18 protein-coding genes and 6 tRNA genes are annotated in these 22,256 nt (G+C 51.1%); 21 read left to right on the top strand and 3 right to left on the bottom strand.

From position 1 onward, the window contains the following. Positions 1 to 7: 7 nt before the first annotated feature. A complete protein-coding gene (gene glnS, locus ACIPUG_RS16750) occupies positions 8 to 1,666 on the bottom strand; it encodes a glutamine--tRNA ligase (RefSeq protein WP_039287896.1) in 1,659 nt (552 codons plus the stop codon). Between the two features lie 191 nt (positions 1,667 to 1,857). Further along, positions 1,858 to 3,354, bottom strand: coding sequence for an N-acetylglucosamine-specific PTS transporter subunit IIBC (gene nagE, locus ACIPUG_RS16745; RefSeq protein ID WP_039529683.1), 1,497 nt, complete (start codon positions 3,352 to 3,354; stop codon positions 1,858 to 1,860). A gap of 358 nt (positions 3,355 to 3,712) precedes the next feature. On the opposite strand from nagE, the gene nagB reads away from it, so the two are divergent. From nagB to ACIPUG_RS16685, 12 genes are all read left to right on the top strand, one after another. Continuing rightward, positions 3,713 to 4,513 (top strand): glucosamine-6-phosphate deaminase, encoded by an 801-nt coding sequence (gene nagB / locus ACIPUG_RS16740; protein ID WP_400339342.1) that lies wholly within the window; start codon positions 3,713 to 3,715, stop codon positions 4,511 to 4,513. A gap of 18 nt (positions 4,514 to 4,531) precedes the next feature. After that, entirely contained in the window at positions 4,532 to 5,677 is a 1,146-nt protein-coding gene (gene nagA, locus ACIPUG_RS16735) for an N-acetylglucosamine-6-phosphate deacetylase (protein ID WP_039275404.1), read from the top strand. Between the two features lie 97 nt (positions 5,678 to 5,774). Next, complete coding sequence (locus tag ACIPUG_RS16730; protein ID WP_039498808.1) at positions 5,775 to 6,998, top strand: ROK family protein; 1,224 nt, start codon at positions 5,775 to 5,777, stop codon at positions 6,996 to 6,998. Positions 6,999 to 7,201: 203 nt separating this feature from the next. Continuing rightward, positions 7,202 to 8,866, top strand: a complete 1,665-nt coding sequence (gene asnB, locus ACIPUG_RS16725) for an asparagine synthase B (protein WP_010285438.1) — start codon at positions 7,202 to 7,204, stop codon at positions 8,864 to 8,866. Between the two features lie 219 nt (positions 8,867 to 9,085). After that, positions 9,086 to 9,162, top strand: a tRNA-Met gene (locus ACIPUG_RS16720). Positions 9,163 to 9,170: 8 nt separating this feature from the next. Further along, a tRNA-Leu gene (locus ACIPUG_RS16715) sits at positions 9,171 to 9,255 on the top strand. A gap of 56 nt (positions 9,256 to 9,311) precedes the next feature. Then, positions 9,312 to 9,386: transfer RNA gene (locus ACIPUG_RS16710), tRNA-Gln, on the top strand. A gap of 35 nt (positions 9,387 to 9,421) precedes the next feature. After that, positions 9,422 to 9,496, top strand: a tRNA-Gln gene (locus ACIPUG_RS16705). 53 nt (positions 9,497 to 9,549) lie between these two features. Further along, positions 9,550 to 9,626: transfer RNA gene (locus tag ACIPUG_RS16700), tRNA-Met, on the top strand. Between the two features lie 6 nt (positions 9,627 to 9,632). Continuing rightward, positions 9,633 to 9,707: transfer RNA gene (locus ACIPUG_RS16695), tRNA-Gln, on the top strand. Positions 9,708 to 9,862: 155 nt separating this feature from the next. Next, positions 9,863 to 10,351: a hypothetical protein gene (locus ACIPUG_RS16690; RefSeq protein WP_119872286.1), complete on the top strand. Its 489-nt coding sequence runs from the start codon at positions 9,863 to 9,865 to the stop codon at positions 10,349 to 10,351. A gap of 183 nt (positions 10,352 to 10,534) precedes the next feature. Then, entirely contained in the window at positions 10,535 to 11,131 is a 597-nt protein-coding gene (locus ACIPUG_RS16685; protein WP_400339338.1) for a hypothetical protein, read from the top strand. Positions 11,132 to 11,153: 22 nt separating this feature from the next. On the opposite strand, the gene ubiF is transcribed toward ACIPUG_RS16685, so the two are convergent. Then, positions 11,154 to 12,320 carry a 3-demethoxyubiquinol 3-hydroxylase gene (gene ubiF / locus ACIPUG_RS16680; RefSeq protein WP_039516515.1) on the bottom strand — a complete coding sequence of 389 codons (1,167 nt, stop codon included), beginning with the start codon at positions 12,318 to 12,320 and terminating at the stop codon, positions 11,154 to 11,156. Between the two features lie 227 nt (positions 12,321 to 12,547). Between ubiF and miaB the strand changes: the two genes are divergently transcribed. The 9 genes from miaB (at position 12,548) to ACIPUG_RS16635 (ending at position 22,096) form a co-directional block, all read left to right on the top strand. Then, positions 12,548 to 13,972: a tRNA (N6-isopentenyl adenosine(37)-C2)-methylthiotransferase MiaB gene (gene miaB / locus ACIPUG_RS16675; protein ID WP_039521064.1), complete on the top strand. Its 1,425-nt coding sequence runs from the start codon at positions 12,548 to 12,550 to the stop codon at positions 13,970 to 13,972. Between the two features lie 256 nt (positions 13,973 to 14,228). After that, positions 14,229 to 15,287, top strand: a complete 1,059-nt coding sequence (locus ACIPUG_RS16670; RefSeq protein ID WP_014914633.1) for a PhoH family protein — start codon at positions 14,229 to 14,231, stop codon at positions 15,285 to 15,287. Beyond that, positions 15,284 to 15,763 carry an rRNA maturation RNase YbeY gene (ybeY, locus tag ACIPUG_RS16665; protein ID WP_039275337.1) on the top strand — a complete coding sequence of 160 codons (480 nt, stop codon included), beginning with the start codon at positions 15,284 to 15,286 and terminating at the stop codon, positions 15,761 to 15,763. The genes ACIPUG_RS16670 and ybeY overlap by 4 nt, the downstream gene beginning before the upstream one ends. A 251-nt stretch (positions 15,764 to 16,014) precedes the next feature. Next, complete coding sequence (gene corC / locus ACIPUG_RS16660) at positions 16,015 to 16,893, top strand: CNNM family magnesium/cobalt transport protein CorC (RefSeq protein WP_400339334.1); 879 nt, start codon at positions 16,015 to 16,017, stop codon at positions 16,891 to 16,893. 7 nt (positions 16,894 to 16,900) lie between these two features. Continuing rightward, positions 16,901 to 18,430, top strand: coding sequence for an apolipoprotein N-acyltransferase (gene lnt / locus ACIPUG_RS16655; protein WP_400339331.1), 1,530 nt, complete (start codon positions 16,901 to 16,903; stop codon positions 18,428 to 18,430). 406 nt (positions 18,431 to 18,836) lie between these two features. After that, entirely contained in the window at positions 18,837 to 19,733 is an 897-nt protein-coding gene (locus tag ACIPUG_RS16650; protein ID WP_040034576.1) for an amino acid ABC transporter substrate-binding protein, read from the top strand. A gap of 219 nt (positions 19,734 to 19,952) precedes the next feature. Next, the gene (locus tag ACIPUG_RS16645; RefSeq protein ID WP_010285409.1) at positions 19,953 to 20,693 is read left to right on the top strand and encodes an amino acid ABC transporter permease; all 741 of its coding nucleotides are present in this window, start codon (positions 19,953 to 19,955) and stop codon (positions 20,691 to 20,693) included. Between the two features lie 3 nt (positions 20,694 to 20,696). After that, positions 20,697 to 21,371 carry a glutamate/aspartate ABC transporter permease GltK gene (gltK, locus tag ACIPUG_RS16640; protein ID WP_014914631.1) on the top strand — a complete coding sequence of 225 codons (675 nt, stop codon included), beginning with the start codon at positions 20,697 to 20,699 and terminating at the stop codon, positions 21,369 to 21,371. After that, positions 21,371 to 22,096, top strand: coding sequence for an amino acid ABC transporter ATP-binding protein (locus ACIPUG_RS16635; RefSeq protein WP_014914630.1), 726 nt, complete (start codon positions 21,371 to 21,373; stop codon positions 22,094 to 22,096). Before gltK ends, ACIPUG_RS16635 begins: the two co-directional genes overlap by 1 nt. The last annotated feature ends 160 nt before the right edge of the window (positions 22,097 to 22,256 follow it).

Here is a 22,256-nt window from a genome sequence, read left to right as displayed (position 1 = left end):
GGTGGCCTTAGCCGACCCAGGTATCACGTAGCCCAACCGTACGGTTAAACACCAGATGTTCTGCACTGGAGTAAACGCGGTCAGCACAGAAATAGCCTTCACGCTCAAACTGATACGCTTTCTCAGCTTCTGCCTGCGCCAGGCTTGCTTCCACAAAGCCTTGCGTAATTTTTAGTGAATCTGGATTAATTGTCGACAGGAAGTCTTCCGCCGCGCCAGGGTTTGCCACACTGAACAGGCGATCGTACAAGCGGAATTCCGCTGGTACCGCGTGTGCCGCAGAAACCCAGTGGATAACGCCTTTCACTTTACGACCATCAGCCGGATCTTTGCTCAGCGTTTCCGCATCATAGCTACAGTAGATCGTGGTGATAGTACCCTGCTCGTCTTTTTCAATGCGCTCTGCTTTGATCACATAAGCGTTACGCAGACGCACTTCTTTACCCAGCACCAGACGCTTGTACTGCTTGTTGGCTTCTTCACGGAAGTCAGCACGATCGATGTAAACTTCGCGGCTGAATGCGACCTGACGTGAACCCATTTCTGGCTTGTTCGGATGATTTGGCATCGCGACAAACTCTTCGTGCTCGGCTGACAGGTTCTCGATCACGACTTTGACCGGATCCAGCACCGCCATGGCACGCGGCGCGTTCTCATTCAGGTCGTCGCGGATACAGGATTCAAGCGCGGCCATTTCCACGTTGTTATCCTGCTTCGTTACGCCGATGCGCACACAGAATTCACGGATAGAGGCTGCGCTGTAACCACGACGACGCAGACCAGAGATGGTCGGCATACGCGGATCGTCCCATCCTTCAACGACGTTTTCCACAACCAGCTGATTCAGCTTACGCTTGGACATAATCGCGTATTCGAGATTGAGGCGGGAGAACTCGTACTGACGTGGATGGCAAGGAATAGTGATGTTATCCAGCACCCAGTCATACAGACGGCGGTTGTCCTGGAATTCCAGCGTACACAGTGAATGTGTGATCCCTTCCAGCGCATCGGAAATGCAGTGGGTGAAGTCATACATCGGGTAGATGCACCACTTGTTGCCCGTCTGGTGGTGATCGGCAAATTTAATGCGATACAACACCGGATCGCGCATCACGATAAAGGACGATGCCATATCGATTTTTGCACGCAGACAGGCTGTACCTTCCGCAAACCCACCGTTACGCATTTTTTCAAACAGCGCCAGGTTTTCCTGCACGGTGCGATCGCGGTAAGGGCTATTTTTGCCCGGTGCCGTCAGCGTACCGCGGTATTCGCGAATCTGCTCAGGCGTCAGTTCATCAACGTAAGCCAGCCCTTTACCGATCAGCTCAACCGCATAAGCGTGCAGTTGATCGAAATAATCAGAAGAATAGCGAACGTCGCCGCTCCATGAAAAACCCAGCCATTCGACGTCACGTTTGATCGATTCAACGTATTCGATGTCTTCTTTTACCGGATTGGTATCGTCAAAACGCAGGTTGCATTGCCCCTGATAGTCACGCGCGATACCAAAATTCAGGCAAATAGACTTTGCATGCCCAATATGCAGATAGCCGTTTGGCTCTGGCGGGAAACGCGTCTGAATATGGTCATGCTTACCGGACGCCAGATCTTCATCAATAATCTGACGGATAAAGTTGGTTGGGCGGGCTTCAGCCTCACTCATTCTTCATTCCTCAATGCTAAAACGACGTATAACCGACAATGATCCAACAAGCTACGCTGGGAAACAACCGTTAGTTTCATTTAATTATTCATAACGAAAAAAAAGGGCGAGATTGCTATCTCGCCCTATCCATTTCATCGGTATAACACCGCGTTAAACGATCAACATCGTCGTATTACGCCTTGTCATACTTATACCTTGTCATACTCGGCTTTCAGCGCGGTCGCTATCGATTCAGCCTGCGTACCTACCACAATCTGTACGCTCTGCTTATTCAGACGAATAACGCCCGCCGCACCAAGACGTTTTGCCTGCGCATCATCAACCAGAGAGGAATCAGCCACGTTCAAACGCAGACGTGTGATACAGGCATCAATGCCCGTCAGATTGGCTTTTCCGCCAAGCGCCTGCAAATAGCCCCGCGCCAGCGTCGCCGTATCGCTTGATTTCTCACCCGCAGACGCCGTGCTCACGTCATAGCCATCGGCTTCACTACCGCTCACAGCCAGCTCACGCCCTGGCGTTAACAGATTGAAGCGAGTGATGGTAAAGCGGAACACCACATAGTAAATGACGAAGAATACCAGCCCCTGAGCAAGCAGCATGTACCACTGGGTGGCCAGCGGGTTACGTGAGGACAGCACCATATCGACCAGACCCGCACTGAAACCAAAGCCGGCAATCCAATGCATACTGGCCGCGATAAAGACAGAAAAACCGGTCAGCAGCGCATGCAGGAAATACAGCACCGGCGCAACAAACATGAAGGAGAATTCCAGCGGCTCAGTGATCCCAGTAAAGAAGGAAGCAAATGCCGCCGCCAGCATAATCCCAGCCACTTTGCTTTTGTTTTCAGGGCGTGCGCAGTGATAAATCGCCAGCGCGGCACCCGGCAAACCAAACATCATAATCGGGAAGAAGCCTGCCTGATAACGTCCGGTGATCCCCACAACAGCTTTACCAGAATCGATAGACTGTTGGCCGGCCAGGAAGTTAGGAATATCGTTGATACCCGCGACATCAAACCAGAACACGGAATTCAGCGCATGGTGCAATCCAACAGGAATCAACAAGCGGTTAAAGAAGGCATAAACCCCAGCGCCGACCGACCCCATCTGTTGAATGTGTTCACCGAACGACACCAGCGCATTGTAAATCACCGGCCAGACGTACATTAAAATGAACGCCACCAGAATCATCAGGAAAGAAACTAGAATCGGAACCAAACGGCGTCCGCTGAAGAACGACAGCGCCTTAGGCAACTCAACCTGACTAAAGCGGTTATACAGCTCGGCGGACATGACACCGACCAGAATCCCGATGAACTGGTTTTCAATCTTGCCAAATGCGGCGGGTACCTGTTCAACAGGGATCCGTTGGATCATGGCAACAACGGCCGGTGAACACAGCGTGGTCAACACCAGATAACCGACAAAACCGGTCAATGCCGCCGCACCATCTTTATCTTTCGACATACCGTACGCGACACCGACAGCAAACAGCACGGCCATATGCCCGATAATCGCCTCACCCGATTTGATGAGGAGTGCCGCCAACGCGTTCTCGCTTCCCCAGCCAACCGGATCAATCCAGTAACCTATCCCCATCAGGATAGCGGCAGCAGGCAGCGTCGCAACAGGCACCATCAATGCCCGACCGACTTTTTGTAAATAGCTCAGAGTACTCACTTTTCCCTCTCTTACCTTTGCGAGGTAATGAAATGTTGTGGGGCAAACAAACCTGCCAATAAATTTCACTGCCGAAGAACGTCGCTGTCGAAAACGTCATTGTCGAGAAAACGTGGCAGCGGTGGTTCTTAGGGGGAGTGTAAGAAAAATAATTCGCTACACAAATTAAACCCCGTAATTATGTGATAAAAATCACCAAAAAACTGCATACAAAAAGTTTATACCTGAATAAAACCCCAACTTATTTCAAGATTAAAAAAAACGGAGTAGACTAATTTTAATGCATAGACAAAACGCGCAACTGGCGCGATTTGCGCAATAACGTATTTAATTCCACTAAAAAATCAGGAGAGCGCCGATGAGACTCATTCCTTTAACCACCGCCGCCGACGTCGGAAAATGGGCCGCCCGCCACATCGTTGAGAAAATTAACGCTTTCAAGCCCAGCGCAGAGCGCCCTTTTATTCTGGGATTGCCGACGGGCAGTTCACCGGTGGAGGCCTACAAATCACTGGTCGCCATGCACAAAGCCGGTCTGGTGAGCTTCAAACACGTTGTCACCTTCAATATGGATGAATATGTCGGCCTGCCGACCGACCATCCAGAAAGCTATCATACCTTCATGCATCAGAATTTCTTCAATCACGTTGATATTCCGCGTGAAAACATTAACCTGTTGAACGGCAACGCAGAAGACATCACAGCAGAATGTCGCCGTTATGAAGAGAAAATAAAGTCCTACGGGAAAATTCATCTTTTCATGGGCGGCGTGGGCAATGATGGACATATCGCTTTCAATGAACCCGCCTCCTCTCTGGCCTCCCGCACCCGCATCAAAACGTTGACAGAAGAAACCCGTATCGCCAATTCCCGTTTCTTCGGCGGGGACGTCAGTCTGGTGCCTAAATTTGCCCTGACCGTGGGCGTCGGTACGCTGCTGGATGCCGAAGAAGTGATGATTCTGGTGACCGGTCGTAACAAGGCGCAGGCGCTACAGGCTGCGGTAGAAGGCAACGTTAACCATATGTGGACCATCAGCTGTCTGCAACTTCACGCCAAAGCCATCATGGTTTGTGACGAGCCTTCAACAATGGAGCTGAAGGTAAAAACCGTTAAATATTTCCGTGAGTTAGAAACGGAAAGCATGAAAAATCTCTAACCGATGCGGGAGTCGATGATGTACGCATTAACCCATAGCCGGATCTTCACCGGCCACCAGATTCTGGATAATCACGCCGTCGTGATTGCCGATGGGCTGATCGAGCGAGTCTGCCCACTTGCCGAGCTTCCTGCCGGCATTGAACAACACGACCTGAGCGGTGCGTTCCTCGCCCCGGGTTTTATCGATCTCCAGTTGAACGGCTGCGGCGGCGTGCAGTTCAACGACTCGCTGGACACGATCTCCGTCAAGACGCTGGAGATCATGCAGCAGGCGAACGAGCGTTCAGGCTGTACCAGTTTTTTACCTACGCTGATTACCTCCAGCGATGCATTTATGAAGCACAGCATCGATGTGATGAGAGACTGGCTGGCGCAGAATAAGCATCAGGCGCTTGGGCTGCATCTCGAAGGTCCGTGGCTGAATGTACTCAAGAAAGGCACGCATGACCCTGCCTTTATTCGCAAACCAACGCAGGAACTCGTCGACTTCCTGTGCGCCAACGCGGATGCCATTACGAAAATCACGCTGGCACCGGAAGAAGTCGAACCGTCGGTTATCCGCCAGCTAACAGCGGCGGGCATTATCGTCTCTGCCGGGCATTCCAACGCCACCTGGGAACAGGCGAAGCTGGGTTTTGCCGCTGGTATTCGTTTCGCTACCCACCTGTTCAACGCCATGCCGTATCTGACCGGCCGCGAACCCGGATTGGTCGGCGCGATTTACGACGCCCCGGAAGTCTATTGCGGTATTATCGCGGATGGACGACACGTTGACTGGGCCAATATTCGCAACAGTAAACGTATCAAGGGCGATAAGCTGGTGCTGGTGACCGACGCCACGGCACCGGCCGGTGCGGATATTGACCAGTTCATTTTTGCTGGTAAAACCATATACTACCGTGATGGTATTTGTGTCGATGAACACGGCACCCTGAGCGGTTCGGCACTGACTATGATCGACGCCGTACGTAATAGCGTCGAACACGCGGGCATCGCGCTGGATGAGGCGATTCGGATGGCAACGCTCTACCCTGCGCGCGCCATCGGCGTGGATAAGCAGTTAGGCAGTATTGAAAGCGGTAAAGTGGCCAACCTGACCGTCTTTGACCGTGACTATCACATTCTCAAGACGTTTGTTAACGGTAATCCTGTTTGGGGATAAAACGAGAAACGCCTTGGGGTAAAGCGAAAATACGTTGGGGTAAACTGAGATAAGGTTTACCCCAACGTTGAGTTAAACCTAAGCGAGTAACTTCTTAATGACCACAGGCGGACAAGCGCAGATAGGGAATGTCGATCTGGTTAAGCAACTAAACAGCGCGGTGGTTTACCGCCTGATTGACCAGCAGGGTCCGATCTCACGAATCCAGATAGCAGAACAGAGCCAGCTTGCCCCCGCCAGCGTGACCAAAATCACCCGCCAGCTTCTGGAACGTGGGCTCATCAAAGAAGTCGATCAACAGGCCTCCACCGGTGGCAGACGCGCCATTTCGATTATCACCGAAAACCGCCCTTTCCATACCATAGCGGTACGCCTTGGTCGCTATGACGTCACCATTGCGCTGTACGATTTGCAGGGAAAAGCGCTGGAAGAAGCGCACTACGATCTGCAAGAAAAAACGCAGGAGTCGCTAGAAGCCGCACTTTTTCACGTTATCAGCGGCTTTATCGCCAGCCATCAGCGCCGTATTCGCGAGCTCATTGCGATCTCGGTTGTGCTGCCAGGTCTGGTTGATCCCGTTGCAGGCATCGTCCGCTATATGCCACACATCAGCGTGAATAACTGGCAACTGGTCGAAAATCTGCAACGTCACTTCAACGTTACCAGCTTTGTCGGTCACGATATCCGCAGCCTGGCGCTGGCAGAACACTATTTCGGTGCCACCCACGATTCACTGGATTCTATCCTGGTACGCGTCCATCGCGGCACAGGCGCGGGTATTCTCGTCAACGGGCAAATTTTTCTCGGCAGTAACGGCAACGTGGGCGAGATCGGCCATATTCAGATCGATCCACTTGGCGATCGCTGCCACTGCGGCAATTTCGGCTGTCTGGAAACCGTCGTAGCCAACGCCGCCATTGAACAACGCGTACAACACCTGCTGGGTCAGGGCTACCCCAGCAAGCTTTCTACCGATAGCTGTACGATTTCTGCAATTTGCAAAGCGGCAAACCGTGGTGATGCCCTCGCCCGTGAAGTCATCGAACAGGCCGGACTCAATCTGGGCAAAGCGCTGTCCATCGCGATCAACCTGTTCAACCCTCAGAAAGTCGTGATTGCCGGTGAAATCACCGAAGCAGAAAAAACGCTGCTTCCCGCGATCCAACGCTGCATCAACGCGCAGGTGCTGAAAGAATTTCGTCACAACCTGCCGATTGAGATATCCAGCCTCAACCATCTTTCCGCTATCAGCGCGTTCGCCCTGGTCAAACGGGCAATGCTGAATGGCGTGCTGCTACAGCAATTACTTGAAAATGCCTGATTCCCTTTCTGGCCGGATTATGTAATCCCTAAAAATCCGGCCTTTCCCTTCTATGAATTTGACGAATCAACACCAAAAAACCGAATAAATTAACGAAACACCACACCAATGGCTTTTTTCATTAAACAATATTGAATTCCTATGGCACTTTGATGCTAAATCAATGGCACTGAGTTCGAATCTGTCATTACTGGGAGTCATGTATGTGTTCTATTTTTGGTGTGCTTGATCTGAAAAGCGATCCTGTTGAACTGCGTAAGAAAGCGCTGGAGTTATCCCGTCTAATGCGCCACCGCGGGCCAGACTGGTCCGGCGTTTATGCCAGCGACAAAGCAATTCTGGCTCACGAACGTCTGTCTATCGTTGACGTCAACACGGGCGCACAGCCGCTTTACAACGCCGAGCGCACCCACATTCTGGCCGTTAACGGTGAAATTTATAACCATCAGGCATTGCGTCAGCAATACGGTGACCGTTACGCGTTCCAGACTGGCTCCGACTGCGAAGTAATTCTGGCGCTGTATCAGGAAAAAGGCCCTGAATTCCTGGATGAGCTGCGCGGCATGTTCGCCTTTGCCCTGTATGACAGCGAAAAAGACGCCTACCTGATTGGCCGTGACCACCTCGGCATTATCCCGCTGTATATGGGTTACGATGAGCACGGCAACCTGTATGTCGCTTCTGAAATGAAAGCGCTGGTGCCGGTTTGCCGCACCATCAAAGAATTCCCGGCTGGCAGCTACCTGTGGAGCAAAGACGGTGAAATTCGCGAGTATTACCAGCGCGACTGGTTTGATTACGACGCCGTAAAAGACAACGAAACGGATAAAGAAGCGCTACGCGATGCGCTGGAAGAAGCGGTGAAAAGCCACCTGATGTCTGACGTGCCCTACGGCGTGTTGCTCTCTGGCGGTCTGGATTCCTCCGTTATCTCTGCAATCACCAAAAAATATGCGGCACGTCGCGTAGAAGATGACGAACGTAGTGAAGCCTGGTGGCCTCAGTTGCACTCTTTCGCCGTCGGTTTGGAAGGTGCGCCAGATTTGAAAGCCGCGCAGGAAGTCGCTAACCACTTGGGCACCGTGCACCACGAAATTCACTTCACCGTGCAGGAAGGGCTGGATGCGATTCGCGATGTGATTTATCACATCGAAACCTATGACGTCACCACGATTCGCGCCTCAACGCCAATGTACCTGATGTCCCGTAAAATCAAAGCCATGGGCATCAAGATGGTGCTGTCAGGCGAAGGGTCTGACGAAGTGTTCGGCGGCTACCTCTATTTCCACAAAGCGCCAAACGCCAAAGAATTGCATGAAGAAACCGTGCGTAAGCTGCTGGCACTGCACCAGTACGACTGCGCCCGCGCGAACAAAGCGATGTCAGCCTGGGGTGTGGAAGCTCGCGTACCGTTCCTGGACAAAAACTTCCTCGATGTCGCTATGCGCATCAACCCACGCGACAAAATGTGTGGCAACGGCAAGATGGAAAAACACATCCTGCGCGAGTGCTTTGAATCTTATCTGCCGCACAGCGTTGCATGGCGTCAGAAAGAGCAGTTCTCTGACGGCGTAGGCTACAGCTGGATTGATACGCTGAAAGAAGTAGCGGCTCAGCAGGTTACCGATCAGCAGTTGGAGACAGCGCGCTTCCGCTTCCCGTACAACACGCCGGGCTCCAAAGAAGCGTATCTGTACCGTGAAATCTTCGAAGAGCTGTTCCCGGTTCCAAGCGCAGCAGAATGCGTACCGGGTGGCCCGTCAGTCGCCTGTTCGTCAGCTAAAGCGATTGAGTGGGATGAATCTTTCAAGAAACTGGATGATCCATCAGGCCGTGCGGTTGGCGTACACCAGTCCGCCTACAAATAATTCGATTTAATTTCTTCAATCAACGGGTCTTTCATGGCCCGTTTTTGTACGCTTAATTGACTGGGAATGCGTGCTTTTTGGCGTTTTTCTCACCATACTGTTCACAACCCAAACAAACGGTACATTGAGGGCACTTTTCGGGAAAAAACTAGTTGACGCAATTAGGCCAACTACGCATAATGCGCCCCGCAACGCCGATGAAGGTGACGCGGAAAAGATGGCTACGTAGCTCAGCTGGTTAGAGCACAGCACTCATAATGCTGGGGTCACAGGTTCGATTCCCGTCGTAGCCACCATCTTTTTTGCGGGAGTGGCGAAATTGGTAGACGCACCAGATTTAGGTTCTGGCGCCGCAAGGTGTGCGAGTTCAAGTCTCGCCTCCCGCACCATATCATCTTCTCGGTCTGACATCGCTTTTCGAAGCTTGTTAGTGTTTTGTAGTGATTGGGGTATCGCCAAGCGGTAAGGCACCGGTTTTTGATACCGGCATTCCCTGGTTCGAATCCAGGTACCCCAGCCATTTCAAAACATATGCTGAAAAATTCGTTGTCCTGTTGGGGTATCGCCAAGCGGTAAGGCACTGGTTTTTGATACCAGCATTCCCTGGTTCGAATCCAGGTACCCCAGCCATCTACTTGATAGTAGAAGATTTGTTGAAGTGAAGTAACATTAGCAGTACATTTGGCTACGTAGCTCAGCTGGTTAGAGCACAGCACTCATAATGCTGGGGTCACAGGTTCGATTCCCGTCGTAGCCACCATATTTTTGGGGTATCGCCAAGCGGTAAGGCACCGGATTCTGATTCCGGCATTCCGAGGTTCGAATCCTCGTACCCCAGCCAAACAAAGCTGGTAAAACAGCAAAGAAACGGGGCGACAATCGAAAGATGTCGCCCCGTTTTGTTATGCATGGCGACAAAGTGGCGACAGAAAGACAAAAAGCGCCTCTTGTTATGTTCAATTTTCTTAGCTGTTATTTTGAAGACGGAATTTCCACATGGCATTAACGAAATGCAGAGAATGTAAAAAAGAAGTATCCATGTCGGCAAAAGTTTGCCCACACTGCGGGATTAAAGACCCAGGCGTCACATTAGGCATGATGTTAGTTATGATCGTTATTCTAACTGCTATCGGGTGGGGAATATTCCGTTGGGTTAGCAGTGATGAGGAAAGTGCAGCACCAAAAGCTTGTAGCCCTACCGATGGGCAATGCCTTTTCAAAGTCAATGTTGTTGACGCTACAGCTCACTGTAAGCCTCTTGTAGAAAAAGCCTCAAAATACAATTACGAATGGGCTGACGACATAATCGATAATCTCTTTTCCCGCTTTTTACTAGACAGCAAAAGCAATCAGCTAACGTTCATCGGCGACAAAGTCAAATTCACAAATATCCTTAACGACAAAACGACGATGACATATGCATGCACTTTAGATCTGAAAACTAAAGGAGTGGTTAACTTCGATATTGCAGAAGGGAAGCTGTAACACCAGAATCCCGGCAGTAGCGCAGGCTGACGCCCCCGTTTGTAGAGAAATAAAATCGATACCCGAAAAACACAGGCGGGACGACAATCGAAAGATGTCGCCCCGTTTTGTTATGTCTGGTATTAACATCATCTGGTGCTAACATATGCAAACCAATCATTCGATTTTCTCAAAAGGGCGGGCATGAAGGTTTTATCGACATCCTCTGTTATTCATGGTTTCAGCCAATTGCGGCGATCCGTGATACGTGCGCAGTTAAGCAAACTGCTACTCAGCGTGGCATTGCTGTTTTGCTTCATCACACCGGCTGATGCTGCTAGCGTCCCTTCTTTTAAGATGTCTTCGCAAGCGTTCGCTGACCGGATGAATGCCAATCTGAAGAAACTCAATATCCCTCTCGAATTGACCGTTAAGTTGGAAAAGGGAACGTCCGTCGATGATTTTCAGCACATTTTTAATGAGCACGTCGGATTAATTGGGTCGGTAGAGAGTAAAAGCCAGCAGCTTAATGGACTTGTGATACTCAACGCCGCGTCAGAATCCCCCGATGCAACAAGACAGAATCTGCAAATCGTCACTGCCGCGTTTTCTGCGCTATTGGGCGGGGCGTTGTCAGGTGAAAATAGTCTCGAAAGCCCTGAGATGACCGAGATGATGTTCGGCCTGCTTCAGGATAGCCAGGCCTCAGGTAAAGGCGTTAGGCAGATAGGACATGTTCGCTTTATAGCAACAACTAATGAGGACACCGATATTATCTTCACCGCCGAGCCTGTGCTGTAGCGGGCGGCGTCCTCATTACTCATCAGACACCAATGGCATATTTCAATGCGCGCTGTTTTAACACGCCAGCGCGCTGTGCAACCATCAGCGCCATATTGCGTGCAAAGCTCAGCGGCGGTAACGCATTACTGAACGCGTTATAAAAGAGGTCCATCCCGCTTTGCATCATCAGATTATCCGGCATACGGCGGCACTGATAACGGCGTAACACGCGCTCAGAAGCCCATTCTTCTCCTGCATTACGCGCATTAATTAACACGTCCAGCAGCGCCTCAACGTCGCGATACCCCAGATTAACCCCCTGCCCCGCCAACGGATTGATGGTATGCGCGGCATCACCCAGCAGCACCAAGCCTGGCTTGATATAGGTTTGTGCATGGCGTCTGACCAACGGGAATGAACCAGCGGAGAGCGCCTTAACCGTGCCCAATCGCTCAGGAAACGCGGCCGCAATTTCTTTATCCAACTGTGTAAGCGGCATCGCCTGAAGCTGACGAATACGCTGCGGACTGTCATACCACACCAGCGATCCCCACTGGTCAAACAGCGGCAAAAATGCACGCGGACCGCTCGGCGTAAACTGCTGCCAGGTCACATCCTGCTGGGGTTGCGAGGTCTCAACGCCGATCAACATACAAGACTGACGGTACTGCCAGCCGTTGATACCAATCCCCGCCCACTGGCGAACCTGAGAATTCGCGCCATCAGCTCCCACCACCAGCGAAGCCGTCAGTTGCTGCCCATCGGCAAGCTGTAAGCACCAGCCATCATCGGTGCGTTGCAGGTTCTGCGGCGTAGCCGGGCAATAACAGTGACAGCGCTCCTCTTCCTGTAAACTTTCCCAGAGCGCCAGTTGCAGCACGCGGTTTTCCACCATAAAACCCAGCTCGGGCAGGTGAATGTCGGCAGCATCGAAAACGACTCTGGCATTCGCCCATTCCCAGGTTTCCAACCGCCGGTAAGGCGCGCTGCGCATCTGCTGCACTCGCTGCCATGCGCCCAGTTCTTTCAATAGCGCAACCGACGCATAGCCAATCGCCGAGATCCGTAAATCTGGCGGACTGGCGGCATCAAACGGTATCGGCATTTCCTGCTCAACCACGGCAACCTGAAATCCTTGCTGTGCCAACCCAAGCGCCGCAGCTGCGCCGACCATGCCACCGCCAACCACAATCGCATCGTAATGCATATTGGCTTTATCCTCTCTGGTTCTGGTTTATTCACACCAGTAAAAATGCATGAAAATAGTGTACTGGATTTACGGGTAACTTTTCAGAAAAGCCGCATTTTTATAGAAAGTAAGGAGTTATCAAATCAGCGTGGTTTCCGGCGCTGGTCACAACGTCGGCGAGCGATTACAATACCCACCCCAAATGAGGGGAATCTTTCTTATCCGCACTGAGTAATGGTAAGTCGATGACAAAAAAACTGCATATTAAAACCTGGGGCTGTCAGATGAATGAGTACGATTCATCGAAGATGGCTGATTTACTGGGAAGTACGCACGGCTATGAGCTGACTGAAATCGCTGAAGAAGCCGATGTCCTGCTGCTCAATACCTGTTCGATCCGTGAAAAGGCGCAGGAAAAGGTCTTCCATCAACTTGGCCGTTGGAAAACGCTGAAAGATCTCAATCCGAACCTGATTATTGGTGTCGGGGGCTGCGTGGCCTCACAGGAAGGCGCGCATATTCGTGAACGTGCGCACTACGTTGACGTTATTTTTGGCCCGCAAACCTTGCACCGCCTGCCGGAAATGATTAATCACGTTCAGGGCACCCGTAGCCCGATCGTGGATATCAGTTTCCCTGAAATCGAAAAATTCGACCGCCTGCCAGAGCCGCGAGCCGAAGGGCCAACGGCTTTCGTCTCCATCATGGAAGGCTGCAATAAATATTGCACATTCTGCGTGGTGCCTTATACCCGCGGCGAAGAAGTCAGCCGCCCGTGTGATGATGTGTTGTTCGAAATCGCTCAACTGGCCGCGCAAGGCGTACGTGAAGTCAACCTTCTTGGGCAGAACGTCAACGCCTATCGCGGCGAAACCTATGACGGTGAAATCTGCACCTTTGCTGAGTTGCTGCGTCTGGTCGCCGCTATTGACGGGATCGACCGCGTCCGCTTTACCACCAGCCATCCGATTGAATTCACAGACGATATCATCAGCGTCTATGAAGATACGCCGGAACTGGTCAGCTTCCTGCATTTGCCAGTACAAAGCGGTTCCGACCGCGTGCTGACGATGATGAAACGCCGTCATACCGCGCTGGAATACAAAGCGATCATCCGTAAGTTGCACAATGCGCGTCCGGGCATTCTGATCAGTTCTGACTTTATCGTCGGTTTCCCTGGCGAAACGCAGGCTGACTTTGAACAGACGATGAAGCTGATTACCGATGTGAATTTCGATATGAGCTACAGCTTTGTCTACTCTGCCCGTCCGGGAACACCGGCTGCGGATATGGTCGATGACGTGCCGGAAGACGAGAAAAAACAGCGTCTGTATCTTCTGCAAGAGCGCATCACCCAGCAGGCCATGCGGTTTAGCCGACTCATGTTGGGCACCGTCCAGCGTATTCTGGTAGAAGGCACCTCACGTAAGAGCGTGATGGAGCTGTCTGGCCGTACGGAAAACAACCGCGTCGTCAACTTCGAAGGCACGCCGGATATGATCGGTAAATTCGTCGATGTGGAAATCGTTGATGTTTATACCAACTCGCTGCGCGGCATCGTGGTGCGCACCGAAGATCAAATGGATCTGCGCGTACATGAATCACCGTCTTCCGTGATTGCGCGTACCCGCAAAGAGAACGAGATCGGCGTCGGGTTCTATCAGCCTTAACCGATGTACGTTTCAGTCTCAGCGTGATTGATGGGTGGCTCTGCCACCCATTTTTTATTGCAGGCTATCCGCTTCAATTTCATGCCGCTTACATTTGCTTTTGCGAGGCGGCATCCCAATATCATGATTGTGACTTGCACCATCGGGCATTCACGATGAATAATTCATTCATATGGCTGACACATCAGGCCGTCTGACAACTGTTCATTTTGTGCCGGCAGAAAGCGCCAGCGCAGTAACGCTCAAGAGGAATAATTTGAACGTAACGACAAAAGAGATTGCCCTTGAACCCGCAGATAACCAACGCCTGCTCAGCCTTTGCGGTCCGTTTGATGACAATATTAAGCAGTTAGAGCGCCGCTTAGGCATCGAGATCAATCGCCGCGATAACCAGTTTAAGCTGGTCGGTAAAAACCTGCTGACGCAAGCTGCCGCCGATATCCTGCAACGTCTGTATGTCGATACGGCCCCGGTACGTGGCGTCATCGGCGATATCGATCCTGAGCAAATTCACCTGGCGATTAAAGAATCTCGCGTGCTGGAACAGTCTGCGGAGCACGTTCCTGACTATGGCAAAGTGGTCAACATCCGCACCAAACGCGGCGTAATCAAACCGCGCACGCCGAACCAGGCACAGTATGTCGCCAATATCCTCGATCACGACATCACATTCGGTGTTGGCCCTGCGGGAACGGGGAAAACCTACTTAGCCGTCGCTGCCGCCGTGGATGCACTGGAGCGTCAGGATATTCGCCGTATTCTGTTAACGCGCCCAGCCGTCGAAGCTGGCGAGAAATTGGGCTTCCTGCCTGGCGACCTGAGCCAGAAAGTCGATCCTTACCTGCGCCCACTTTACGATGCTCTGTTTGAAATGCTGGGCTTTGAGCGCGTAGAAAAGCTCATCGAACGCAACGTTATTGAAGTCGCGCCACTGGCCTACATGCGTGGCCGAACGCTGAACGATGCCTTTATCATTCTGGATGAAAGCCAGAACACCACCATCGAACAGATGAAAATGTTCCTGACGCGCATCGGGTTCAACTCAAAAGCGGTCATCACCGGTGACGTCACACAGATCGACCTGCCGAAGAATCTGAAATCCGGCTTACGCCACGCAATAGAAGTGCTGGCCGATGTGGAAGAGATCAGCTTTAACTTTTTCCACAGCGAAGACGTGGTGCGCCATCCTGTGGTTGCACGGATTGTGAATGCCTATGAAGCGTGGGAAAATGCCGAGCAGAAACGTAAAGACGCCTTAGCAGAACAGCGTAAGCGTGAAGCACAGGCTGCGGCATCAGATCAGGAGCAAAAATGAGTCAGGTGATTCTGGATTTACAAATCGCCAGCGAGCAAGCACAAGGGCTACCGGAAGAAAAAGACTTTCAGCGCTGGCTGGAAGGCGTTCTGCCACAGTTTCAGGAAGTCTCTGAAGTCACGATCCGTATCGTGGATGAGGCAGAGAGCCGCGACCTGAATAACACCTATCGCGGTAAAGACAAGCCGACCAACGTGCTGTCGTTTCCTTTCGAGGCACCGCCTGAGGTTGAGCTTCCTTTGCTTGGCGATTTAATCATCTGTCGTCAGGTTGTCGAACGTGAAGCCGCAGAGCAGGAAAAAACCGTAGAAGAGCACTGGGCGCACATGGTTGTCCATGGTAGCCTGCATCTGCTAGGGTATGACCATATCGAAGACAGCGAAGCCGAAGAAATGGAAGCGCTGGAAACCGAGATTATGCAAAGTATGGGCTATGCCGATCCTTACCTTGCAGAAAAAGATGGCCTCACCGAATAAATAGAAATACATTTTGTATAGACCCTAAATAATTCGAGTTGCAGGAAGGCGGCGACACAACGAATCCCAGAAGCTTACACCAGTAAGTGACTGGGTGAGTGAGGAAAGCCAACGCACATGCAGCTTGAAGTATGACGGGTATAGCCCGAGATCGGGAAGATATCGGGTACTTCTTTGCTCCACGTCAGCCGCTGTGTCGATTCCAACGGCTGGCAATAATCCCTTAACAAGAGTGATGTTAATTAAAACGCATGAGCGACGACCATTCTCAAAACAGCGATGCACCCAGTCCCAAAAAGGGCTTCTTTTCTCTTATTCTTAATCAGCTTTTTCACGGCGAGCCAAAAGATCGTAACGGTTTACTCACTCTGATTCGTGATTCCGAACAGAATGAACTGATCGATCCTGAAACACGAGATATGCTCGAAGGCGTCATGGATATCGCCGACCAGCGTGTACGCGACATCATGATCCCTCGCTCGCAGATGATTACGCTCAAGCGCGATCAAACGCTGGAAGAGTGTCTGGACGTGATTATCGAATCCGCCCATTCTCGTTTCCCCGTTATTAGCGAAGATAAAGACCACATTGAAGGCATCCTGATGGCGAAGGATTTGCTGCCGTTTATGCGCAGCGATTCCGAGCCCTTCAGTATGGATAAAGTTCTGCGTTCCGCCGTGGTTGTGCCGGAAAGTAAACGCGTTGATAGAATGCTGAACGAGTTCCGCTCACTGCGCTATCACATGGCGATTGTCATCGATGAGTTTGGTGGCGTATCCGGCCTGGTCACGATTGAAGATATTCTTGAGTTGATTGTCGGCGAAATTGAAGACGAATACGACGATGAAGAAGACAGAGATATTCGTCAGCTTAATCGCCAGACCTACACCGTTCGTGCGTTAACCGATATCGAAGATTTTAACGAGGCTTTCGATACACGGTTCAGCGATGACGAGGTCGACACCATTGGCGGCTTGGTTATGCAGTCTTTCGGCCATCTTCCTGCCCGTGGCGAAACCATCGACATAGAAGGTTACCTGTTTAAGGTTGCGATGGCGGACAGCCGCCGTATTATTCAGGTTCATGTCAGAATCCCTGACAATTCCCCTCAACCAAAATTGGAAGAATAATTTGGCAATGGTTGTCGCTTCTTTTCTACAACGCCAGCAGGTCAAAGCCCTGCTGGCGCTCTTATTTGGTGCCTGTGGCACGCTGGCATTTTCTCCCTTTGATTTCTGGCCTGCGGCGATTATCTCGCTCATGGGCTTACAGGCACTGACGCTCAACCGTACGAGTCGTCAGTCAGCCTGGATAGGATTTTGCTGGGGATTGGGTCTGTTCGGTAGCGGCGTTAACTGGGTTTACGTCAGCATCGCGCAGTTTGGCGGGATGCCCGGCCCTGTCAATGTTGCGCTGGTCGTTCTGCTTGCAGCCTATTTGTCGCTCTACCCTCTGCTGTTTGCTGCCCTACTCTCACGCCTGTGGCCGAAAACAACGCTGTGGCGTCTGGTGCTTGCCGCTCCCGTGCTCTGGCAGCTAACTGAATTTTTGCGCGGCTGGGTGCTCACCGGTTTTCCGTGGCTGCAATTCGGCTACAGCCAAATTGACGGCCCGCTCAAAGGTATCGCCCCCCTTCTGGGTATCGACACCATTACCTTCCTATTGATGAGCCTCAGCGGGCTACTCGTTTATGCCATCACTCAACGCAAAGTCGTTCCGGCGGCCATTGCCATCGGCGTTTTCGTTTTATCATGGCCGCTGCGCAACGTGCAGTGGTATACCCTGCAACCTGAACGCGCCGTCAATGTCGCTCTGGTTCAGGGCAACATTCCTCAGGCCATGAAGTGGGAACAAGATGAGCTGTTGAACACGCTGAAAATCTATCTGGATAACAGCCTGCCTTATATGGACAAGGCCCCCATCGTTATCTGGCCAGAAACGGCGATTCCTGATATTGAAAGCCGTCAGGGTGCCTATTTGAAGCAAATTGACGACATTCTGCGTAGCCGCAATAGCAGCCTGATTACGGGTATCGTCGATATCCGGCGTGAGGGTAATAAAACCGATTTTTATAACTCAGTCATCGTTTTGGGCGACAAAGATCCATATCACTACCCCACAACGAACCGTTACAACAAAAACCATCTGGTACCTTTTGGCGAGTTTGTCCCGCTGGAAACGTTGTTACGTCCGCTAGCGCCGTTCTTCGATCTCCCCATGTCATCGTTTAGCCGCGGAGACTACGTTCAGCCCCAGCTTTCTGTGCACGGCTTCAAGCTCAACGCCGCCATTTGTTATGAAATCATCTTAGGCCAACAGTTGCGTGATAACTTCCGTCCAGATACCGATATGCTGCTGACCATCTCGAACGATGCCTGGTTTGGTCATTCAATCGGCCCGTGGCAACACTTCCAGATGGCACGCATGCGATCACTGGAATTAGGGCGCCCTCTGGTTCGTAGTACCAATAACGGCGTCACAGCGGTGATTACGCCTGATGGTAATGTTAGCGCCAGTCTGCCGCAGTTTACGCGTGCGGTGCTGAGCACGCAGGTCGTGCCAGCAACCGGGATAACGCCTTATGCGCGCTTCGGTTCCTGGCCGCTCTGGATCATTACGTTACTGGGCGGTGTCGCTGCCGTTTTCTTCGGTTTGCGTCGCCGATAGCCATCCCCACTTCACATCCCTAAGGGCATGCTTTTGCATGCCTTTTTTATTTATGGCACGGTATTTGCCTCTTATTACCCTGTAAAGGGTTGTTTCTGTATTTTTTTGGATATTACGTCGGCGTAAAGCTCTCTATTGGGGCAAGCAATGCACCAAATTGGTGCCACCCTCTGACATTGCTGTTATTTGGTGCGGCGGATATCGCAAAAAACAAACATTTCTATTTCAATCTATTTACAATCAGCTACTTTTTAACTGTATAGACAGTAACTTCGCGCTTTAACGGTGCAGCGTTATCACAGAGAAGTCACAAAGCATTATGAGTGATACAGCAATACGATGTTAGCTTGAAGACAATGTTAACTTGAAGATGACGGGTATATAACGACAGCAAAGGAGTTAGAACATGCAAATGCGTAAACTGGCATTATCACTGCTTCTGCTTGGCACCGCCGCCAGCGTAGCTCAGGCTGAAGATCTGGCCGGTACATTGAAAAAGGTCAAAGATAATGGCGTGATCGTCATTGGACACCGCGAATCGTCCGTACCTTTTTCTTACTATGACAACACGCAAAAAGTGGTCGGCTACTCTCAAGCCTACTCTGACAAAATTGTCGAAGCGGTTAAGAAAAAACTGGATGCGCCTAATCTGCAGGTCAAGCTACTCCCTATCACCTCTCAGAACCGTATCCCACTGTTGCAGAACGGTACCTTTGATTTTGAATGTGGTTCAACGACTAACAACCTGGAACGTCAGAAACAAGCCGCGTTCTCTAACACTATTTTTGTGGTCGGTACGCGTCTGTTAACCAAAAAAGATTCCGGCGTAAAAGACTTCCCGGATCTGGCGGGTAAAACCGTCGTAGTGACTTCCGGCACCACCTCTGAAGTCCTGCTGAACAAGCTGAATGAAGAAAAACAAATGAAGATGCGTATCATCAGTGCGAAAGACCACGGTGACTCCTTCCGTACGCTAGAAAGCGGCCGTGCTGTTGCCTTTATGATGGATGATGCACTGCTGGCGGGTGAACGTGCGAAAGCGAAAAACGCCGATCAGTGGGATATCGTCGGCAAAGCGCAGTCTGAAGAAGCCTACGGCTGTATGCTGCGTAAAGACGATCCACAATTCAAGAAACTGGTTGATGACACCATCGCTGAAGTTCAGACCTCCGGTGAAGCTGAAAAATGGTTCGATCGCTGGTTCAAACAGCCTATTCCGCCAAAAGATCTCAACCTGAACTTTGAACTGTCAGATGAAATGAAGGCCTTGTTCAAGGCGCCAAATGACAAAGCGCTAAACTAATTAATAATGAGAATAAGGGCAGAGCTATCTGCCCTCTGATTGCTGATTCGTGGCAGGACAGACAGGCATGTGATGGTCGTTCCCCATCACATGTTGCCCCGAGAAATTTCGATAAACAGGAAAATAAACAATACACCTGTAGTTTGAAACAGAACGGGAATATGGCCGCTCATCAATCTTCAGGGTAGCTTCGCTACCCTTTTTTTACCGGAGTTCGTTATGTCAATAGATTGGAACTGGGGCATATTTCTACAAGCCGCCCCCTTCGGCAACACAACCTACCTCGGGTGGATTTTGTCCGGTCTGCAAGTCACCGTGACATTATCTATCTGTGCCTGGATTATCGCCTTTCTTATTGGTTCTTTATTTGGAATCCTGCGTACCGTCCCAAATCGTTTCCTTGCGGGCATTGGTACCTGCTACGTCGAACTATTTCGCAACGTCCCACTGATTGTCCAGTTCTTTACCTGGTATCTGGTGGTTCCTGAACTGCTTCCCGTCAACATCGGTATGTGGTTTAAAGCCGAACTAGATCCCAATATTCAATTCTTCCTGTCCTCAATGATTTGTCTGGGGCTCTTCACCGCGGCGCGCGTTTGTGAGCAGGTGCGTGCAGGAATTCAATCGCTACCACGTGGCCAGAAAGCCGCCGGGCTGGCGATGGGCCTGACGCTGCCGCAAACCTACCGCTATGTGTTACTGCCGAATGCGTACCGTGTGATTGTTCCGCCGTTGACCTCAGAGATGCTGAACCTGGTAAAAAACTCGGCCATCGCTTCCACGATTGGTCTGGTTGATATGGCGGCACAGGCAGGAAAACTGCTGGACTATTCCGCCCACGCGTATGAATCCTTTACCGCCATCACGCTGGCGTACGTTGGCATCAATGCCATCATTATGTTGATTATGCAGGTCGTTGAGCGAAAAACCCGTTTGCCGGGCAATATGGGGAGCAAATAAATCATGCATGAATTTGACTGGAGCTCAATTGGGCCAAGCATGCCGTACCTGATTCAGGGGATGGTCGTCACACTCAAAATTACGCTAACGGCGGTGGTCTTCGGGATTGTCTGGGGCACGATTCTGGCGGTGATGCGCTTGTCGCCGATCAAGCCTATCAGTTGGTTCGCCAAGCTGTATGTGAACCTGTTCCGCTCCGTTCCGCTCGTCATGGTGCTGCTGTGGTTCTATCTGGTGGTTCCTAGCTTATTACAAAATGTGCTTGGGCTATCGCCGAAAACCGATATTCGACTGATTTCAGCTATGGTAGCCTTCTCGCTGTTCGAGGCAGCCTATTATTCGGAAATCATTCGTGCGGGTATTCTCAGCGTGTCACGCGGTCAATCTTCCGCGGCGTTAGCATTAGGCATGACGCACTGGCAATCCATGAAGCTGGTTATTCTGCCGCAGGCATTCCGCGCGATGGTGCCGCTGTTGCTGACGCAGGGGATTGTTTTGTTCCAGGATACCTCACTGGTTTACGTGCTCAGCCTCGCTGATTTCTTCCGTACCGCCTCAACCATCGGCGAGCGTGACGGGACACAAGTTGAAATGATCCTGTTTGCCGGGTTCATTTATTTTCTCTTCAGCATTACTGCCTCAATGCTGGTCAGTTACCTGAAAAAAAGGACGGTTTGATGATTTCCCTGAAAAATGTTTCTAAATGGTACGGCCAATTTCAGGTGCTAGCCGACTGCTCCACAGAAGTAAAAAAAGGTGAAGTCGTGGTCGTCTGCGGGCCCTCTGGCTCTGGTAAATCAACCCTGATCAAAACCGTAAACGGTCTGGAACCAATTCAACAAGGTGAAATTACCGTCAATGGCATTGCCGTTAACGATAAGAAAACCAATCTGGCCCAGTTGCGTTCCAAAGTCGGGATGGTGTTCCAGCACTTTGAACTGTTCCCGCATTTATCAATTATCGAGAACCTGACGCTGGCGCAGGTGAAAGTACTGAAACGTAATCGTGAAGAAGCCAAAGCTAAAGCGCAGAAGCTGTTGGAACGCGTTGGGCTGGCGGCACACGCCAACAAATACCCAGGACAGCTTTCCGGCGGCCAGCAACAGCGTGTCGCCATCGCGCGCGCACTGTGCATGGATCCTATCGCGATGCTATTTGACGAACCGACATCCGCACTTGATCCAGAGATGATCAACGAAGTGTTGGACGTTATGGTTGAATTGGCGCAGGAAGGCATGACCATGATGGTCGTTACGCATGAAATGGGCTTTGCCCGTAAAGTAGCGCACCGCGTGATCTTTATGGATGAGGGAAAAATCGTTGAAGACACCCGCAAGGATGATTTCTTCAATAACCCACAATCCGAACGCGCGAAAGACTTCCTGGCGAAAATCCTGCATTAATAATCAGATACAGCGTGCCGCAAGGCACGCTGCTGACTGGTAAAGCGCGTCGAGCGGTGGTAATGGGTAGATCGTAAAGACGCTGCAAGTACATCCGTTGTATCTTGAACTAGGTAGTGGGTGATGGTTAGCTACCATCACCTGAAACAGGGTGAATCTG

This window comes from Pectobacterium sp. CHL-2024 (assembly GCF_044751765.1).
Lineage (GTDB): Bacteria > Pseudomonadota > Gammaproteobacteria > Enterobacterales > Enterobacteriaceae > Pectobacterium > Pectobacterium brasiliense.
This window is presented reverse-complemented; position numbering and strand designations above follow the sequence as displayed.

What these genes read in the sequence shown, in the direction of transcription:
- ACIPUG_RS16730 (WP_039498808.1), top strand. Translation starts at nt 5,775, where the DNA reads ATGACCACAGGCGGACAAGCGCAGATAGGGAATGTCGATCTGGTTAAG.
- ACIPUG_RS16650 (WP_040034576.1), top strand. Translation starts at nt 18,837, where the DNA reads ATGCAAATGCGTAAACTGGCATTATCACTGCTTCTGCTTGGCACCGCC.
- lnt (WP_400339331.1), top strand. Translation starts at nt 16,901, where the DNA reads ATGGTTGTCGCTTCTTTTCTACAACGCCAGCAGGTCAAAGCCCTGCTG.
- nagB (WP_400339342.1), top strand. Translation starts at nt 3,713, where the DNA reads ATGAGACTCATTCCTTTAACCACCGCCGCCGACGTCGGAAAATGGGCC.
- corC (WP_400339334.1), top strand. Translation starts at nt 16,015, where the DNA reads ATGAGCGACGACCATTCTCAAAACAGCGATGCACCCAGTCCCAAAAAG.
- ACIPUG_RS16635 (WP_014914630.1), top strand. Translation starts at nt 21,371, where the DNA reads ATGATTTCCCTGAAAAATGTTTCTAAATGGTACGGCCAATTTCAGGTG.
- ACIPUG_RS16690 (WP_119872286.1), top strand. Translation starts at nt 9,863, where the DNA reads ATGGCATTAACGAAATGCAGAGAATGTAAAAAAGAAGTATCCATGTCG.
- ACIPUG_RS16685 (WP_400339338.1), top strand. Translation starts at nt 10,535, where the DNA reads ATGAAGGTTTTATCGACATCCTCTGTTATTCATGGTTTCAGCCAATTG.
- nagA (WP_039275404.1), top strand. Translation starts at nt 4,532, where the DNA reads ATGTACGCATTAACCCATAGCCGGATCTTCACCGGCCACCAGATTCTG.
- asnB (WP_010285438.1), top strand. Translation starts at nt 7,202, where the DNA reads ATGTGTTCTATTTTTGGTGTGCTTGATCTGAAAAGCGATCCTGTTGAA.
- gltK (WP_014914631.1), top strand. Translation starts at nt 20,697, where the DNA reads ATGCATGAATTTGACTGGAGCTCAATTGGGCCAAGCATGCCGTACCTG.
- miaB (WP_039521064.1), top strand. Translation starts at nt 12,548, where the DNA reads ATGACAAAAAAACTGCATATTAAAACCTGGGGCTGTCAGATGAATGAG.
- ubiF (WP_039516515.1), bottom strand. Translation starts at nt 12,320, where the DNA reads ATGCATTACGATGCGATTGTGGTTGGCGGTGGCATGGTCGGCGCAGCT.
- ybeY (WP_039275337.1), top strand. Translation starts at nt 15,284, where the DNA reads ATGAGTCAGGTGATTCTGGATTTACAAATCGCCAGCGAGCAAGCACAA.
- glnS (WP_039287896.1), bottom strand. Translation starts at nt 1,666, where the DNA reads ATGAGTGAGGCTGAAGCCCGCCCAACCAACTTTATCCGTCAGATTATT.
- ACIPUG_RS16645 (WP_010285409.1), top strand. Translation starts at nt 19,953, where the DNA reads ATGTCAATAGATTGGAACTGGGGCATATTTCTACAAGCCGCCCCCTTC.